Origin of the sequence: Methylobacter sp. BlB1, assembly GCF_015476545.1 — a bacterium.
Taxonomy (GTDB): domain Bacteria; phylum Pseudomonadota; class Gammaproteobacteria; order Methylococcales; family Methylomonadaceae; genus Methylobacter.
Genome location: NZ_JADMKV010000004.1, coordinates 98557 through 115266, shown reverse-complemented (window position 1 = coordinate 115266; position 16710 = coordinate 98557). Strand labels below are relative to the sequence as shown.

Sequence of the window (16710 nt, the reverse complement as noted above, 5' to 3'; positions counted from 1 at the left end):
TATTGTTTGTAGTCTCGAGGATAAAATGGCTAGTTATAGTACCAATGAATTTAAAGCCGGGTTGAAAGTCATGCTGGATAATGATCCCTGCGCGATTATTGAAAATGAATTCGTCAAACCGGGGAAAGGCCAAGCCTTCAACCGGGTTAAGATCAGAAATCTCAAGACTGGCCGCGTGATCGAAAGAACATTCAAATCTGGCGAGTCTCTGGAAGGTGCTGACGTTGTCGATGTGGAAATGCAATACCTGTACAACGATGGCGAATACCGCCATTTCATGGTGCCAGATACGTTTGAACAGTATCAAGCCGATGAAAAAGCTGTCGGCGAAGCTAAGAACTGGCTCAAAGATCAGGATCTTTGCACCGTAACCTTATGGAATGACGTGCCTCTGTCTGTGGCGCCAGCCAACTTTGTCGAATTGGCCATTACCGAAACCGATCCCGGCGTACGCGGCGATACTTCCGGCGGCGGCGGCAAACCGGCTACGCTGGAAACAGGCGCCGTGGTCAGAGTGCCTTTATTTGTGCAAATCGGTGAAGTCGTCAAAGTCGACACGCGTACCGGTGAATATGTTTCACGCGTCAAAGACTAGTGCTGGGTGATTGGCGGCCGACGTGTTCCGTAGAGCACTTGCGCCTGAGGGCGCAAGTGCTCGCCGATATACGTAAATTTTTTGCTGAAAGGTCTGTGCTCGAGGTGGAGACGCCTCTGTTGAGCCAGGGGATCGGAACTGACCCGCAGCTGGCGTTTTTTACTACCGAATATTCTTTGGTTCCTCAGAAACAGACGCTGTTTCTGCAAACTTCGCCCGAGTTCGCCATGAAACGGCTGCTTGCGGCCGGCAGCGGTTCCATCTATCAAATAGCCAAAGCCTTCAGGAACGGCGAATCCGGACGATTTCACAATCCTGAATTCACGATGCTTGAATGGTATCACGTCGGTTTCAAATTGGCGGAATTAATGGATGAGTGCGCCGACCTGATAGCCAGGTTGTTCGATCACCGCAAGCCGCTGATGGAAACAGAAAGATTCACTTACCAGGCCATATTTCAACGTTATACCGGGCTGGATCCGCTCGAGTTTTCATATCCGCAGTATTGCGCTTATGCGCTGGATAATCAATTACCGGAAGCCGTCAGTATCTGCGGAAATGATCATGCTATCTGGCTGGATTTTATTTTCAGCCATAAGGTTCAACCCTATTTAGGCCGGAATGCTTTATGCATGGTGTACGGCTTTCCTGTTTGCCAGTCATCATTAGCGAGAATCAGTGAACATGATCCGCTAATTACAGATCGGGTCGAGCTGTTTATTGATGGCGTTGAATTGGGCAACGGTTATTTTGAGTTGACCGATGCCAAGGAACAGAGTGAACGTTTTGACAAGGAACTGGATATCAGGCGGCAAAGAAATCTGCCTGCTTCGGTCAAGGATGAACGTCTTATTGCTGCATTGCAGGCCGGCCTGCCGGAGTGTTCGGGCATGGCCATAGGTTTGGACCGCTTACTGATGCTATTGTCGGATAGCGCATCGATTGAAGATGTGCTTGGCTTTCCTGTCAATAGGGCTTAACTCGTTTAAAGCTGTTACTGTGCTATAATCCTGCGAGTTTTAATACCGGACATTATGTTTTATTAGACGTTTACATGAGATCAAATACTTTTTCACGCTTGCTGTTGCTATTACTACTCGTTTCCCAAGCGGTTAAAGGTGACGAAGAATTTGTTGTTGATAACATCCAGGTCAAAGGTCTTCAGCGTATTTCGGTAGGCACGGTCTATAACTATCTGCCCGTCAATGTAGGCGAAAGATTTTCTCTGGATAATGCCGGTCCGGCAATCAAGGCCCTGTTCAAAACCGGGTTTTTTAAGGATATTTCACTGGAAAGGGATGGCTCAACGCTGATTGTTAATGTCGTGGAACGTCCATCGATAGCAAAAATCATCTTTGAAGGCAACAAGGACCTGAGCAAGGATGATTTGACAAAAGCTCTAAATAAGATCGGTTTATCCGAAGGCAAGGTTTTCGATCCGCAGGTGCTCGATAAAGTTGAGCAGGAATTGAGCCGCCAGTATTACAGTCACGGCAAGTACGGTTTAAAAATCGACACGGAAGTAAGCGATCTGACCCGGAACAGGGTCGGCATTCATATCAAGATCTCAGAAGGCCGAGTTGCCAAAATCAAACAGATCAATATTGTCGGCAATACTGTATTCGATGATGAAACGCTGTTGGGCAAGTTTGAATTAAGCACCTCAAATCTTTTGTCTTTTTATACAAAAAACGACCAGTATTCCAAGCAGAAATTATCCGCGGACCTGGAAAAATTGCGTTCTTATTACCTTGACCGCGGTTATATCAATTTTTCGGTAGAATCCACGCAGGTAGCGATTACGCCGGATAAGAAAGATATCTATGTGACGATCAATGTCAAAGAAGGCGACGTTTATACGCTTGAAAAAGTAAAACTGGCCGGTAATCTGGTCGTCAAGCCTGAAGAGCTTATAAAGCTCGTCAAAGTCGGGCCGAAGGAAGTATTTTCCAGAAAAAACGCCACGGAAACCTCGAAAGCGATTTCCGACCGTTTAGGCGATGAAGGCTATGCCTTTGCCAACGTTAACATGGTGCCGGAAATCAACGAGGCCAATAAAACCGTTGATATGACTTTCTTTGTTGATCCGGGCAAGCGCGTTTATGTAAGGCGCATCAATATGAAGGGTAATACTAAAACCCGTGATGAGGTCCTGCGGCGGGAAATGCGGCAAATGGAGTCAAGCTGGGCATCGAGCTCAAAAATTGAACGGTCGAAAACGCGCCTGGAGCGTTTAGGCTACTTTGAAGAGGTTAATGTTGAAACACCGCCTGTTGCCGGAACTTCCGATCAGATCGACGTGAATTATTCAGTGGTGGAAAAACCCAACGGTAACCTGATGGCCGGTATAGGTTTTTCTCAAACGCAAGGCATCGTTTTGAACGCCAATATTTCCCAGGACAACGTTTTCGGTTCCGGCAAGCGAGTGAATCTGGCCTTTAATAACAGTGATTACCTCACGCAGTACCAATTCGGATTTTATAACCCGTATTTTACGCTGGATGGTGTAAGTTTTGGTTATGACCTTGGCTATACGACGCGAGATGCAACGCAAATCAACCTCGCCAACTATTCGACTGACGTCATTAATACCGGCATCAATTTTGGCATTCCATTCAATGAATTTGACCGGTTACAGTTTAATACGGATCTGAGACATACTAAATTAAAAGCTAACCCTAACTTTTCGTCTCAACAAATCACAGATTTTATTAATAAAGAAGGCGACAAGTATCTAACCTTATTGCCGTCTCTGGGCTGGACGCACGATACGCTTAATCGGGCGATATTTCCTGACAGAGGGGGACAGCAACGATTCTCTGCTTTGGTTACGGTTCCAGAAGTCAGTGATCTTCAGTATTACAAAGTCAGTTACAAGCAGCAGCACTATTTTCCTTTGGCCAAGGATCTTACGTTGCGCCTGCACGGGGAAATTGCTTATGGCGACGGTTATGGCAAGACAGATCAACTGCCTTTCTTCGAAAATTACTTTGCTGGCGGTTGGGGGTCTGTGCGCGGTTACGATACCAATACATTGGGTCCGCGGGATTCCCGAGCGCGACCTTTTGGGGGGTCAAGCAAAATAATCGGCAATGCCGAAGTGTTTTTTCCTGTGCCTTTCATGCCGGAAACAAAATCGGTTCGGCTGGGGACTTTCTTTGATGCCGGAACCGTCAACAATGGATTCAAAATAGATAACTTAAGGTATGCAGCGGGCCTGTCGGGCGAGTGGCTGTCACCATTCGGTGCTCTATCTGTCAGTATTGCAATGCCTTTAAATGCGGGTACAACTACATACACAGACGCTAACGGTCCCCATGAACAAAAAGATGACAAAAAGTACTTCCAATTCAACTTTGGACAAAACTTTTAGAAGAAGTTTTTGGTTTGGTTGGCTTATCACCTATAATTTAACTAATACATTAACAATTTTTATCAATTATTTAATTTTAACTATAACCGGAGATAGGTTTGACAATGAAAACAAAAATTGCTTTATTTTTAGGACTGTTACTGACTGCGAATGTAAGCTTTGCCGACTTAAAGATAGGCTTTGTCAACATTCCTGCTGTTCTTGAAAAAGCGCCTCAGGCCGAAAAAGCTAAAAAACGTCTGGAGCAGGAATTTTCGCCTCGTGATAAGCAATTGGTTGCCCAACAAAAAGAAATTCAAAATATGGAAGAAAAAATGGCTAGAGATTCTTCCGTTATGGGCGAGTCAGAAAGAAGAAATCTAGAAAAAGATATTTTAAACAAAAAGAGAGATGCAAAAAGAGCTCAGCAGGAATTCAGTGAAGACTTCAATCTTCGCCGCAATGATGAGTTAGGTAAGTTGCAACGCCGTATAGTTGAAGTTATTCGTGAAATAGCCAAAGATCAAAATTTCGATTTATTGCTGACAGATGGCGTGATCTACGCGAGTGAACAGATTGATGTCACCAGTCAAGTTCAAGAAAAACTGTCAAGATCGCCAGAATAATTCATTAAATTTTTCATGCATATAATTATAACTCTTTAATGAAGCACTCTCTGCTATGTCTGTTAAGCTAGATATTTTACAAATACAAGAATTCTTACCGCATCGTTACCCTTTTTTATTGGTTGACAAAGTCATTGAGTGTGAACCCGGAGTAAGATTAGTCGGCGTCAAAAACGTTACTTATAATGAACCGTTTTTTCAAGGCCATTTTCCGCAAAAACCCATTATGCCCGGCGTGCTGATTCTGGAGGCTTTAGCTCAGGCTACCGGATTGCTGGCATCGGAAACAGCCCCCGATGAATTGGTAGGCATGATCTATTATCTGGCCAGTATTGATAAGGCAAAATTTAAACGCCCGGTTGTACCAGGTGACCAATTGATGCTGGAAGTTAAATTCCTTAAAAGCAAACGTAATATTTGGGCTTTCGATTGTCGCGCCGAGGTAGACGGCGAGTTTGTCGCGAGTGCCGAAATCAGATGTGCGGCAGTGGTAGAATAACCTTGATTGATCCAACAGCTATTATTGATGCTAAAGCTGAGCTAGCGGAAGATGTAACTGTAGGCCCTTTCTCCGTTATAGGGCCTGATGTCAAGATTGATTCCGGAACAGTCATCGGCCCTCATGTGGTTATCAAAGGGCCTACATCAATAGGCAAGCAGAACCGCATTTACCAGTTCACATCAATAGGTGAAGATCCTCAGGATAAGAAATATGCATCCGAGGTGACCCGGCTTCAGATCGGTGACAGGAACACGATTCGGGAGTTCGCCACCATGCACAGAGGCACCAAACAGGATAAGGGAGTGACTCAGATTGGCAGTGACAATCTGTTCATGGCTTATACGCACGTAGCGCATGATTGTATTATTGGCGACCATGTCATTATGGCGAATGGCGCGTCGTTAGCCGGCCACGTGCATTTAAACAGTCACGCTATCCTGGGCGGATTTACGTTGGTGCATCAGTTTACCCAAATAGGGCAATACAGTTTTGCCGCCATGGGCAGTGCAATTACACAGGATATCCCTCCATTTGTCATGGTCGGCGGCAAGCCAACCCGGCCGCATGGCATAAACTCTGTCGGCATGGAACGCAACGGTATTTCTCCGGAAGACATTCGGTTGATCAGAAAGGCTTATAAAATCATTTATAAAATGAACTTGCGCCTGGAAGATGCAATTGAACAAATGGAAGACATGGCCGGCGACAGCAAACAGTTATCCGATATGGTTAGTTTTCTGCGCAATGTGACCAGAGGCATTTTGCGCTAACTATCGACGCAAATGCGGATTAAGCCATGACTTTTTAATTTCAACTGGGCTATTCGTTATGGATGACCACTATCTATTAAAGCGTCCCTTCAATTTCAAGATCGCAGGCGTTGATGAGGCCGGCCGGGGACCTCTGGCGGGGCCTGTTGTGGCGGCAGCTGTCATTTTGGATCCGTCGCGGCCCATCGACGGATTGGACGATTCAAAAAAGCTGAGTGAAAGCAGGCGGGACAGTCTGTGCAGGATTATCAAGGAAGCCTCTTTAAGTTGGGCAGTGGCTGAAGCCAGTGTTGAAGAGATTGATGAACTGAATATTCTTCAGGCTACACTGCTGGCCATGCAGCGGGCTATAAATGCTTTGTCTGTAAGACCGGATGAGGTTCTGGTAGACGGCAACCAGCTCCCGGATTTGTTCGTGCCCGCTCAGGCCATTGTCAAAGGCGACAGCAAAGTGAAAGCCATCAGTGCAGCTTCTATCTTGGCGAAAGTCGAGCGGGATAAGATCATGTATGACTACCACAAGAAATATCCTGATTTTTCCTTTCATCTGCACAAGGCTTACGGCACCAAGCAACATCTGGCCGAAATCGAGCAATTTGGTTATTTAAGCGTGCATAGAAGATCATTTAATCCGGTAAAATCCATGATAGCCAATGGGATGAAATAGATTTTAACCCGGCCGTTTTGGGGTTAAACCGCTTCCAGAGGCTCCTCATTCATCAACGCTATCTGTTCGCGCAGCTCAATGATACGATCCTGCCAATAACGGGGCGTATTGAACCAGGGAAACGCCAAGGGAAACGCCGGGTCGTCCCAGCGTCGTGCAATCCAGGCGGAATAATGAATCAAACGTAACGTGCGCAGTGCTTCAATGAGGTGTAACTCCGCGACGTTAAAATCATAAAAAGTTCTGTAACCGGTGAGCAGGTGCTTTAATTGCACAGTCATATCGGCACGATCTCCTGCCAATAACATCCACAAGTCCTGAACAGCGGGGCCCATCCGGCTGTCATCAAAATCAACAAAATGCGGACCGTCTTCGGTCCATAGAATATTGCCCGGATAACAATCGCCATGCAGCCGCAGGGTATTCAGTTTGCCTGCGCGTTCGAAGCAGCGTCCCACGGCATCAAGCGCATGGGCTGTGACAGTACTATAAGCATCGATCAGATCTAGCGGGATAAAATCATTGGCCAACAGATAGGCTCTCGATTCATGACCGAAGCTGTCGATGTTTAGAGTAGGGCGTTTCTTAAAAGGCTTTAAAGCACCGATTGCATGTATGCGGCCGATAAACCGCCCCATCCATTCAAGTTTTTCAGGATCCTCCAGTTCAGGAACCCGGCCGCCCTGGCGGGCAAACACTGCAAAACGAAAGCCTTCTATTTGGTGTAATGATTTGTTTTCATTGAATGTCATTGCGGGCACAACGGGGATTTCATGCTGAGCCAGTTCTTTTATGAAAGCGTGTTCTTCGAGAATAGCCGCATCGCTCCAGCGGTCGGGTCTGTAAAATTTCGCGACAACAGCTGGGCCGCCTTCTATGCCGACCTGGTAAACACGATTTTCATAACTATTGAGCGCGAGCAGGCGACCATCAGTCTGTAGACCGACACAATCGAGCGCATTTAAAATTATATCGGGGGTCAGTGCCGAAAACGGTGCGAGATCAGTATTCATAAGCTTGTTGTAACTTGGAATGCTATCCCTTGCTGTGGACCAATATCAATATATCGACTCATTTTATAGGATAGTTGCTCAATGGAAAATATCGTTCGATAAATCTGAGCTGAAGAGAGACAGCCATGCCTCCGATGTTTCAAGAGGCATAGCTGGTTACTGCGGATAGGACTAAACTGCGTCGTCAAGTTCCTCGGCAGTCTGTAGGGCTTTTTTCGATCTGTAGCTTGGGGCTATGCTGATCAATAGCGTCACTAAAGTGGCCGCATAGGGAACCGCCTGTACCGATAATACAGCTGTCCACAGTCTGCCGCTTAGATTATCGAAATGATCTAAAGACAACATCAAGGTAATAGCTGCACCTAGTAAAATCAGCAATATCAATTCATGACGTATCGTCATTAAGCCTTCGAATAGAGGGCCTTGTTTTTCGTACTTAGGCGTACGCATAAACGGTTTACTGGATGTGAACAACCCCTGGATCGTGCCCTTGGCGACCGTATGCGTCAAGGCCAATCCGGATAAGGCCGCACCAAGCGAATGCCAAACTGAGCAGGGGACACGCGCCTGATACAGCCACAGACCGCGCAGGACTTTAAAGCTGAATATACCGATAGTCGGCAACAGGAAGGCATTGACTGGCAACTCGCTATGCGTCGGATCCAGCGCAATAAAGCCGGTCAGTATCAAACTTGCTGTTGTAAACAATAAAGCCAATGCATCTGAAAACCAGGGCAACCAGCCGGCCACAAAATAATACCGTTGCGCGGATGTGAGCGGCGATTTTTGGGTAGGCAGGAAGCTGCGCCAATGGGCCTTAATAATCTGCATAGCGCCATATACCCAGCGGTAGCGCTGCGTCATATAGCCGGACATGGTGTCGGGCATCAATCCGCGACCGAAAGAATCTTTCACATAGACCGAATCATAGCCCGCCTCATAAAGGCGCAGGCCGAGCTCGCTGTCTTCGCAAATACACCACTCAGCCCAGTTGCCGACTTTCTCTAGAGCCGACTTCCGGATCATGGTCATCGTGCCGTGCTGGATAATGGCGTTGTATTCATTTCTTTGTACCATGCCGATATTGAAGAAGCCGGCATATTCCCAGTAACAGAACGCTTTAAATGTACTCACATGCAGGTCGCGGTAGTCTTGGGGCGACTGGACGAATCCGACATTTTCATTATCGAAATAAGGCACCATGCACTTGAGCCAGTCAGGCGAGAGAATGTAATCGCTGTCGATAACGGCGATAATTTCCGCATCCGGCGCTGTCTGTTCAAGAGCGTGATTGATCGCGCCAGCTTTAAAACCGGGCCAGTTTTCCAGATGGAAGAAACGGAATTTCGGCCCTAAACGTTCGCAGTCATCGCGCACCGGTTCCCAAACGGCTGGGTCTTTGGTGTTATTGTCCATGACCAGCACTTCCAGATTGGGATAATCAACCGCAGCCAGGGCTTCAAGTGTCTTACGCACCATGGCGGGAGGCTCATTGTGAATAGGCAGGTGCAGCGATACTTTCGGGTATCTGAAATCAGGTCCCGGTGCCAGTGGCTCAAAAGTTCTGGCGGTTTTTCTGTGCCATATCACTTCTGCAATTTCGAGGCTTTCGATCATCAGGATAATCACAGCCAATATCTGCATCAATATCAGTATGACCCAGAAGGCGATGGTGAGAGGCGAATGATATTGTTGGGCGCCGATTGATGCGGACCAGAAAATTGCCGATGCGGCAAGATTGGCCATGACGCCGAAAAACACCATGCCGGGCAGTTTTATACTACGACGTGTAAACAGGAAGATGGCCATTAACACAGCGCTGAAAACAGCAGCGCCTGTGGCCCAGTGTTTCCATGCAGGTAAGGCTAATACATCGCCATCTAACGGAAATTTCGGTTTGCGGTCGGCGTCAAAAACACCCCAATAGGCACCCGCTGAACCTTCTATAGCCATTTTCCATGGCTGGTCAAAGGCTTCAACGATATAGTAAGCAAGTTTTTCCTCTGTGGCACGGTTAAGGAATTCGCGCAGGAATTTTGCCTGGTTAGACAACGACGCTGTTGCATGTTTGAATGGCTGGCCATTGGAAGGCCAGCCTACCTCAGTAATGACGATAGGCTTGTTAGGATAGTGCTGTTGCAGTTCGTGATAGCGATAGAAAACATAATCAACCGCTTCATCGATATCGATTCCTTCCCAATAAGGCAGGATATGGACCGCGATGTAGTCCACCTCGTTAACCAAGTCCGGATGTTTAAGCCATATATCCCAGGTTTCAGCAGTACTGACCGGTCGCCAGGTGCGTTTGCGCACTTCGCGCAAATACTCAATTAATTGTTGCTTGGCTTGTAAATGCTGCTCTTCATTCTTCTGGTGACGGAGCAGAAACTCGTTGCCGACCAAGAGTCTGACGATTTTCGGATTATCCTGGCGGCTGACTTGAATGAGCGTTTCGATTTCCTGCCGGTTCGCTTCCAGATCATCATCAATCCAGGCGCCGACCGATACATTCAGTTTGTGTTTGGCGGCGAGTTCGGGGACTTTGTCCTGGCCTCTCAGCACGCTATAAGTACGGACGGCGTGCACTTTTCCGGAAAGCAGAGCCAAGTCTTCCTCAATCTGTTCTGCAGTGGGGAATTGGTTGTTTTCCGGTGAATGGTTTTTCCGTCTGGGATCAAAAGTCACCCCCATCATGGGCTTGTTCCATGACTTTAGCTGCAGCGGGTTATTGGTGTAGCTCCAAATACTGAAATTTATGACGACCAGCAAGGCGAGTGCAATTACAGTAATTATTTTTTTCATTAAGTTGCTCGAAAATTAACGCTAAAGCGAAAAAATTTTTTGGTTTGAGGGCCGTGTAGGGTATAGGACTATTGTTTACGCAAGCTTAACCATAAGCCGAAAAAATACAACCATTTTCATTATAAAATGAAGACGATTGTCGTCTATGGTTTTTAATCCGTTAAATAGCTCGAAGTCGGTTTAAGCACTGCTTTATGCTGCTCTAAAACTGGAAAGAATCCCTTTTTACCGACGGCTATAAGTCCTGCTTCACATCGGGTTTTAAATTAGGCCAGCGGCTGAAGGCGAAAATCCAGATCATGATAATGTTGACGACCGGGATCAACAGACAGAAAACCCAGGTTTTATGAAGGCCCGCTTTGTCTAGTATTCTAGACCCCAGCCATAAAACAAAAACGACAAATACGGCTATCAGAAAAGCTTCCATTATAGATCCGTTTTATTATCTTGTTGGTTAGGCCAGGGCACAAAGGCAAGCTGTAAAAATATCAACAATAGACCGAAGCCTGGCAAGAATACCAGTGATGCCCATGCCGGATGAAAACCCGCTTTTCTATAGATCAGGCCAACCGGCAGGACTATCAATAAACCGACAATAACTACATGAGCTAATTCAGGAAGCATATTTTCAGCAGGCAAGATGAATACAAGATGAATAACACCTTTTCTGAATCTTAATCCTTCTTTATATAAAGGTCAGTAATCGTGCCGGCAATCATTTCAGCCGCAAAAGCAAAAGTTTCAGATAGCGTCGGATGAGAATGTACAGTTAAGCTGATGTCTTCCACATCGGCGCCCATTTCCAAAGCCAATACCGCTTCGGCCAGTAATTCACCGGCATTGGTGCCGACTATGCCTGCGCCGAGAATTCTGCCAGTTTCTTTATCACAAATTATTTTGGTCAAGCCTTCCTTGCGTCCCAGGCTTAAGGAACGGCCACTGGCCGCCCATGGGAAGGTCGCCTTGTCATAGGCAATTCCCTGCTGCTTAGCCTGGTTTTCAGTCAGTCCCATCCAGGCCACTTCAGGATCTGTATAGGCAACGGCCGGTATGGTTAAGGCGTCAAAACCGGCTTTATGGCCAGCTGCCACTTCCGCTGCAACTTTGCCTTCATGGCTTGCTTTATGGGCCAGCATAGGGTTGCCGACTATATCGCCGATGGCAAAGATATGCGGGACATTGGTGCGCTGCTGTTTATCGACAGCGATAAACCCCATGTCGTCGACATTGACGCCGGCTTGTTCGGCGCCGATTGATTTGCCGTTTGGTCTGCGCCCTACTGCAACCAGAACCGCATCGAATATGTCTGAATCCGGTGCGCCTTTGCCTTCAAAGGAGACTTTCAGACCTTCATCAAGCGCTTCAATTGAAGTTACACGCGTCTCCAGCCAGATGTTTTTGTATTGCTTCTTAATGCGCCGGTATAAAGGTGTAACCAGATCGTTATCGCAGCCGGGTATGATTTGATTCATCAGTTCAACCACGCTGATTTCCGACCCCAAGGCGTGATAAACCGTAGCCATCTCCAGTCCGATGATGCCTCCGCCGACAATCAGCAGTTTTTTCGGAATTTCTTTTAACGCCAAGGCGGCGGTCGAATCCCATAAGCGCGGATCATCGTTAGGGAAGGTTGGTATTTTGGTTGCATGTGATCCTGCGGCTATGATGGCCTGATCAAAGCGGATAGTCTGTGTGCCGGATTCGGCTTGTACCTCAAGCGTATTGGGTGAGGTGAACTTGCCCACGCCTTGTATCACGTTGACTTTTCGCTGTTTTGCCAGTTGAGCCAGACCATTGTTCAAAGCGCCTGATACACTCTCTTTCCATGCGCGGATCTTGTCGAGATCGAACGTTGGTTTGCCGAAGTGGACGCCATGATGCTCGAATTCTTCCGCTTCATGGACGATTTGGGCAATGTGCAGCAGGGCTTTGGAGGGTATGCAGCCAACATTCAGACAAACACCGCCTAAAACAGCATGCCGCTCGACCAGTACCACCTGTTTGCCTAAATCAGCCGCACGGAAAGCGGCTGTATAGCCGCCCGGTCCGCCGCCCAGCACCAGAACTTCTGCATGCAGAGTCGATTCATTAATCGCCGGATTAGCATCCATATTATTTCCCCTGATTAGAGTAGCAAGCGGCGAATATCGCCCAGATATTGTTTGATGACAGCCATGAAGCGTGCGCCTTCCGCGCCGTCGATCACGCGGTGATCATAGGTCAGATCCAAAGGCAGCATCAGGCGCGGTACAAACTCACGTCCGTCCCATATCGGTTGCATTTTGGATCGGGTGATACCAAGGATGGCTACTTCAGGAGCGTTGACGATAGGCGTGAAAGCCGTGCCGCCTATGCCACCCAGGCTGGAAATGGTGATACAGCCGCCTTGCATGTCGGCCGGCATGAGTTTGCCTTGACGTGCTTTTGCGCTTTTATCCGCCAGTTCTGCTGTCAGTTCATTGATGCCTTTTTTGTCGGCATCACGGATTACGGGTACGACCAGGCCGTTTGGCGTGTCGACTGCAATGCCGACATTGAAATATTTCTTATAGATCAGCTTTTCACCATCGGTCGATAAAGACGAGTTGAACTGAGGGAATTGCTGCATGGCAGCAATAAGGGCCTTGATAATGAATACCAGTCCGGTAATTTTGGTATCCCCTGCGGCTTTTTCGGCATTGAGCGCATTTCGGAATGCTTCCATTTCGGTAATGTCGACTTCTTCGTGATAGGTGACCATCGGCAGATTCAACCAGGCGCGGCTCAGATTCTGTCCGGTCAAGCGCTTGATCTTATTGAGTTTTTGCTCTTCAATGGCGCCGAACTGAGAAAAATCGACTGCCGGTATTGGAGGAATCCCCGCGCCACCTTGGGCAAAGCCTTCCGTCATTATCTGCTTGACGTGGTTTTTTACATCTTCTTTTAAGATGCGGCCTTTCCGGCCGCTGCCGGCAGTGATCTTGCTGATATCGACGCCCAGTTCGCGCGCAAAAAGCCGGACAGCCGGAGTGGCATGCGCGGCTTTGCCAGAGGCCGGCTGTGCAGCTGGCTCAGGAGCTGATGCAGGTTTTGGCGCTGGCGCAGGTTGCGGAGCGGCTTGAGCTGGCTGTTCAGGCGCCTTTTCTTCCGGGGCAGCCTCTTTTGGCTCAGGCTTTTCCTCCGGTTTTGCCGCGCCAGCCTGCTCGGCCTCTGCCGATACGGTAGCGATCAATGAGCCTTCAGAGACTTTATCGCCGACCTTGATAAAGACTTCTTGTACAGTGCCCGCTGCGCTGGCAGGCAGGTCCATACTGGCCTTGTCGGTTTCCAGTACTGCCAGAGTCTGATCAACTGCTATAACGTCACCTGGTTTAACTAAGACATCAATGACATCGACATCAGTGAAATTGCCAATATCTGGCACTTTTAATTCGATTAGAGAAGCCATTTTAATTCCTTTTCTCAAGATAACCAGGGAGGTGTAATGTCAGAGGCTATGCCATACTTGGCAATGGCCACCTCTACTTTTGCCGGGTCAAATTGTCCCAAATCCGCCAGGCTCTTTAGGGCCGCGACGGCAACATGGTAGCGATCGACTTCAAAGAAGCGGCGCAATTGCTCGCGCGTGTCGGAACGGCCGAAGCCATCGGTGCCAAGTACGGTATAAGGCGCTTTAATATAAGCCCGAATTTGATCGGCAAAGGCACGGTTATAATCACTTGCAGCAATGACCGGTCCTTGCGCATTGCCGAGGCAGTGATCTACATGCGATTGCTTTGGAGTTTCAGTTGGATGCAGGCGGTTCCAGCGCTCACAGGCTCGTCCATCTCTTGCTAGCTCCGTAAAGCTTGGGCAACTCCACAGGTCGGATTCAACGCCCCAATCATTGCGTAGTAATTCAGCGGCAAATTCAACTTCACGGAAAATGACCCCTGAGCCCAGTAGCTGTACCCGTGGGGTCTTTTTCTTTTGATCGGCGCCACGGCGGAAGCAGTACATGCCTTTGATAATATCCTGTTCTATGCCTTTGGGCATGGCTGGATGGGCATAGTTTTCATTCATCACGGTAATGTAATAGAACACATTTTCCTGTTCGACATACATGCGGCGCAAACCGTCCTGAATGATGACGGCCACTTCATAGGCGTAGGTTGGGTCATAAGAGACACAGTTGGGTACAGTCGCTGAAATCAGATGGCTGTGTCCGTCTTCATGCTGCAGGCCTTCGCCATTCAATGTCGTTCTTCCGGCTGTGCCACCCATCAGGAAGCCTCGGGTACACTGGTCTGCACCGGCCCAGATCAGGTCGCCGACACGTTGAAAGCCGAACATGGAGTAGTAGATGAAAAACGGAATCATCGGCACGCCATGGGTTGAATAGGAGGTGCCTGCGGCAATCCAGTCGCAGAGGCCACCCGCTTCATTAATGCCTTCCTGCAGTACTTGGCCATGCTTGTCTTCTTTGTAGAACATGAGCTGGTCGGCATCCTGCGGTGTATATAGCTGGCCAACCTGCGACCAGATGCCCAGCTGTCTGAACATGCCTTCCATACCGAAGGTGCGCGATTCATCAGGTACGATAGGCACGATGCGCTTGCCGATGTTCTTGTCTTTGATCAGTATGTTGAGCAGGCGCACGAAAGCCATGGTTGTCGAGAATTCGCGTCCTTCACTGCTGGCTTCCAGCAATGGTTTGAAATCTGCCAGCACCGGCACATCCAGGGCATGGGATTTGGTTCTTCTGGACGGTAAATACCCGCCTAAGTCAGCACGGCGCTGCTTCATGTATTCCAGCTCTTTCGAGCCTTCGGGGAAAGTCAGGTAAGGCAGGTCATTCAGCTGTTCATCAGTAACAGGAAGGTCATAACGATCACGGAAACGGCTCAGTGAACTTACACTCATTTTCTTCTGCTGATGGGTGATGTTCTGCGCCTGTCCAGACTCGCCCATGCCATAGCCTTTAATGGTCTTGGCCAGAATGACGGTTGGCTGCCCTTTATGACTGACTGCAGCGTTGAAGGCTGCAAAAATCTTGATTGGATCATGGCCGCCGCGATTTAACTCCCAGATGTCACGATCAGACCAGTCGGCGACCATAGCTTTCAGCTCAGGCGTGTTAAAGAAATGCTCGCGCACATAAGCGCCGTCTTTGGCTTTAAACGTCTGATAATCGCCGTCGACGCATTCCATCATGCGTGCTACCAGCAGGCCGTCTTTATCGCGCGCCAGCAGTGCATCCCAACGGTGGCCCCAGATCAGTTTGATTACATTCCAGCCGGCGCCGCGGAATTCACTTTCCAATTCCTGAATGATTTTGCCATTGCCGCGTACCGGGCCATCTAGCCGCTGCAGGTTGCAGTTGATGACGAAAATAAGGTTATCCAGTTTTTCACGGCCGGCCATGCCGATCTCGCCCAGTGATTCCGGTTCGTCCGTTTCGCCATCGCCGAGGAAAGCCCAAACTTTGCGCCCTTCCGTATTAGTCAAACCGCGATCTTGCAGATACCGCATGAAACGGGCCTGATAAATGGCCATAATGGGGCCTAAGCCCATAGACACGGTCGGGAATTGCCAGAAGTCGGACATCAGCCAGGGGTGCGGATACGAAGATAAACCGTTTCCGTTGACTTCCTGGCGATAATTATCCAGCTGCTCTTCAGTGAATCGCCCCATCAGGAATGCACGGGAATAATCGCCCGGAGCCGAGTGTCCTTGAGTAAAAATCAAGTCGCCGTCGTGCTTATCGGAAGGCGCGTGCCAAAAATGGTTGTAACCGATATCGTATAAAGTCGATGCCGAGGCGAAACTGGCAATGTGGCCGCCAACATTAGTATGTTTATTGGCTCTCAGCACCATCATCATCGCATTCCAGCGTACATAGGAACGGATTTTATATTCTATTGTAGTATTGCCAGGGAACGGTGGCTGCCGTTCGACGGGAATGGTGTTGATGTAGGCAGTGTTGGCGCTGAATGGGATATCCAGGCCTGCATGACGGGTTGCGGCTACTAATTGCTCAATAAGAAAATGTGCACGAGCACCGCCTTCCCGCTCTAATACTGCTTGCAGAGCTTCAAGCCATTCTTTGGTTTCTGCCGGATCGACATCATCCTGCCCGGTAATCTCTGTAATTGAAGTTTTGTTCATGTCTGTTCCTAATTGGAGCGGGTATGCATGCTTATTAAAATTATTATTGAAAATCTATTCAGTGGCTTCGGCGCGATTTAACAGACTTAAAACTACAAATCAAAAATGACATGACTGTAAACTAGGCCAAAATACGCTGGCGATGGCTAAAAGGAGCGGCACGTCAGCTGTTAAGCGGAATAAAATAGCATTTTTAGTACCAAAATTAAATAGCGAATGGTCCACATGACTATTTTCGGATGACTAAATTTTTCTGT

14 protein-coding genes are annotated in these 16710 nt (G+C 48.2%); 7 read left to right on the top strand and 7 right to left on the bottom strand.

Annotated elements, in window-relative coordinates; genetic code table 11:
- Positions 1 to 25 precede the first annotated feature (25 nt).
- The 7 genes from efp (at position 26) to rnhB (ending at position 6512) form a co-directional block, all read left to right on the top strand.
- A complete protein-coding gene (efp, locus tag IT781_RS03280) occupies positions 26 to 595 on the top strand; it encodes an elongation factor P (protein ID WP_194968702.1) in 570 nt (189 codons plus the stop codon).
- A 2-nt stretch (positions 596 to 597) separates the two neighbouring features.
- Positions 598 to 1575 carry an EF-P lysine aminoacylase EpmA gene (gene epmA / locus IT781_RS03275; protein ID WP_228778883.1) on the top strand — a complete coding sequence of 326 codons (978 nt, stop codon included), beginning with the start codon at positions 598 to 600 and terminating at the stop codon, positions 1573 to 1575.
- Positions 1576 to 1649: 74 nt separating this feature from the next.
- On the top strand, positions 1650 to 3968 hold the full coding sequence (gene bamA, locus IT781_RS03270) for an outer membrane protein assembly factor BamA (RefSeq protein ID WP_194968700.1): 2319 nt from the start codon (positions 1650 to 1652) through the stop codon (positions 3966 to 3968).
- Positions 3969 to 4072: 104 nt separating this feature from the next.
- Entirely contained in the window at positions 4073 to 4573 is a 501-nt protein-coding gene (locus tag IT781_RS03265; RefSeq protein ID WP_194968699.1) for an OmpH family outer membrane protein, read from the top strand.
- A gap of 55 nt (positions 4574 to 4628) precedes the next feature.
- The gene (fabZ, locus tag IT781_RS03260; RefSeq protein ID WP_194968698.1) at positions 4629 to 5072 is read left to right on the top strand and encodes a 3-hydroxyacyl-ACP dehydratase FabZ; all 444 of its coding nucleotides are present in this window, start codon (positions 4629 to 4631) and stop codon (positions 5070 to 5072) included.
- Positions 5069 to 5845: an acyl-ACP--UDP-N-acetylglucosamine O-acyltransferase gene (lpxA, locus tag IT781_RS03255; RefSeq protein ID WP_370526908.1), complete on the top strand. Its 777-nt coding sequence runs from the start codon at positions 5069 to 5071 to the stop codon at positions 5843 to 5845. Before fabZ ends, lpxA begins: the two co-directional genes overlap by 4 nt.
- A gap of 58 nt (positions 5846 to 5903) precedes the next feature.
- Complete coding sequence (rnhB, locus tag IT781_RS03250) at positions 5904 to 6512, top strand: ribonuclease HII (protein WP_194968696.1); 609 nt, start codon at positions 5904 to 5906, stop codon at positions 6510 to 6512.
- A 23-nt stretch (positions 6513 to 6535) separates the two neighbouring features.
- On the opposite strand, the gene IT781_RS03245 is transcribed toward rnhB, so the two are convergent.
- The 7 genes from IT781_RS03245 to aceE form a co-directional block, all read right to left on the bottom strand.
- The gene (locus IT781_RS03245) at positions 6536 to 7525 is read right to left on the bottom strand and encodes a serine/threonine protein kinase (protein ID WP_194968695.1); all 990 of its coding nucleotides are present in this window, start codon (positions 7523 to 7525) and stop codon (positions 6536 to 6538) included.
- Between the two features lie 171 nt (positions 7526 to 7696).
- On the bottom strand, positions 7697 to 10327 hold the full coding sequence (locus IT781_RS03240) for a glycosyltransferase (protein ID WP_194968694.1): 2631 nt from the start codon (positions 10325 to 10327) through the stop codon (positions 7697 to 7699).
- A 235-nt stretch (positions 10328 to 10562) separates the two neighbouring features.
- Positions 10563 to 10754: a hypothetical protein gene (locus IT781_RS03235; RefSeq protein ID WP_194968693.1), complete on the bottom strand. Its 192-nt coding sequence runs from the start codon at positions 10752 to 10754 to the stop codon at positions 10563 to 10565.
- On the bottom strand, positions 10754 to 10951 hold the full coding sequence (locus IT781_RS03230; protein WP_194968692.1) for a hypothetical protein: 198 nt from the start codon (positions 10949 to 10951) through the stop codon (positions 10754 to 10756). Before IT781_RS03230 ends, IT781_RS03235 begins: the two co-directional genes overlap by 1 nt.
- Positions 10952 to 11001: 50 nt before the next feature.
- Positions 11002 to 12438 carry a dihydrolipoyl dehydrogenase gene (gene lpdA, locus IT781_RS03225; RefSeq protein WP_194968691.1) on the bottom strand — a complete coding sequence of 479 codons (1437 nt, stop codon included), beginning with the start codon at positions 12436 to 12438 and terminating at the stop codon, positions 11002 to 11004.
- Between the two features lie 14 nt (positions 12439 to 12452).
- The gene (gene aceF, locus IT781_RS03220; protein WP_194968690.1) at positions 12453 to 13754 is read right to left on the bottom strand and encodes a dihydrolipoyllysine-residue acetyltransferase; all 1302 of its coding nucleotides are present in this window, start codon (positions 13752 to 13754) and stop codon (positions 12453 to 12455) included.
- Between the two features lie 14 nt (positions 13755 to 13768).
- Complete coding sequence (gene aceE / locus IT781_RS03215) at positions 13769 to 16453, bottom strand: pyruvate dehydrogenase (acetyl-transferring), homodimeric type (protein WP_194968689.1); 2685 nt, start codon at positions 16451 to 16453, stop codon at positions 13769 to 13771.
- Positions 16454 to 16710: the final 257 nt, after the last annotated feature.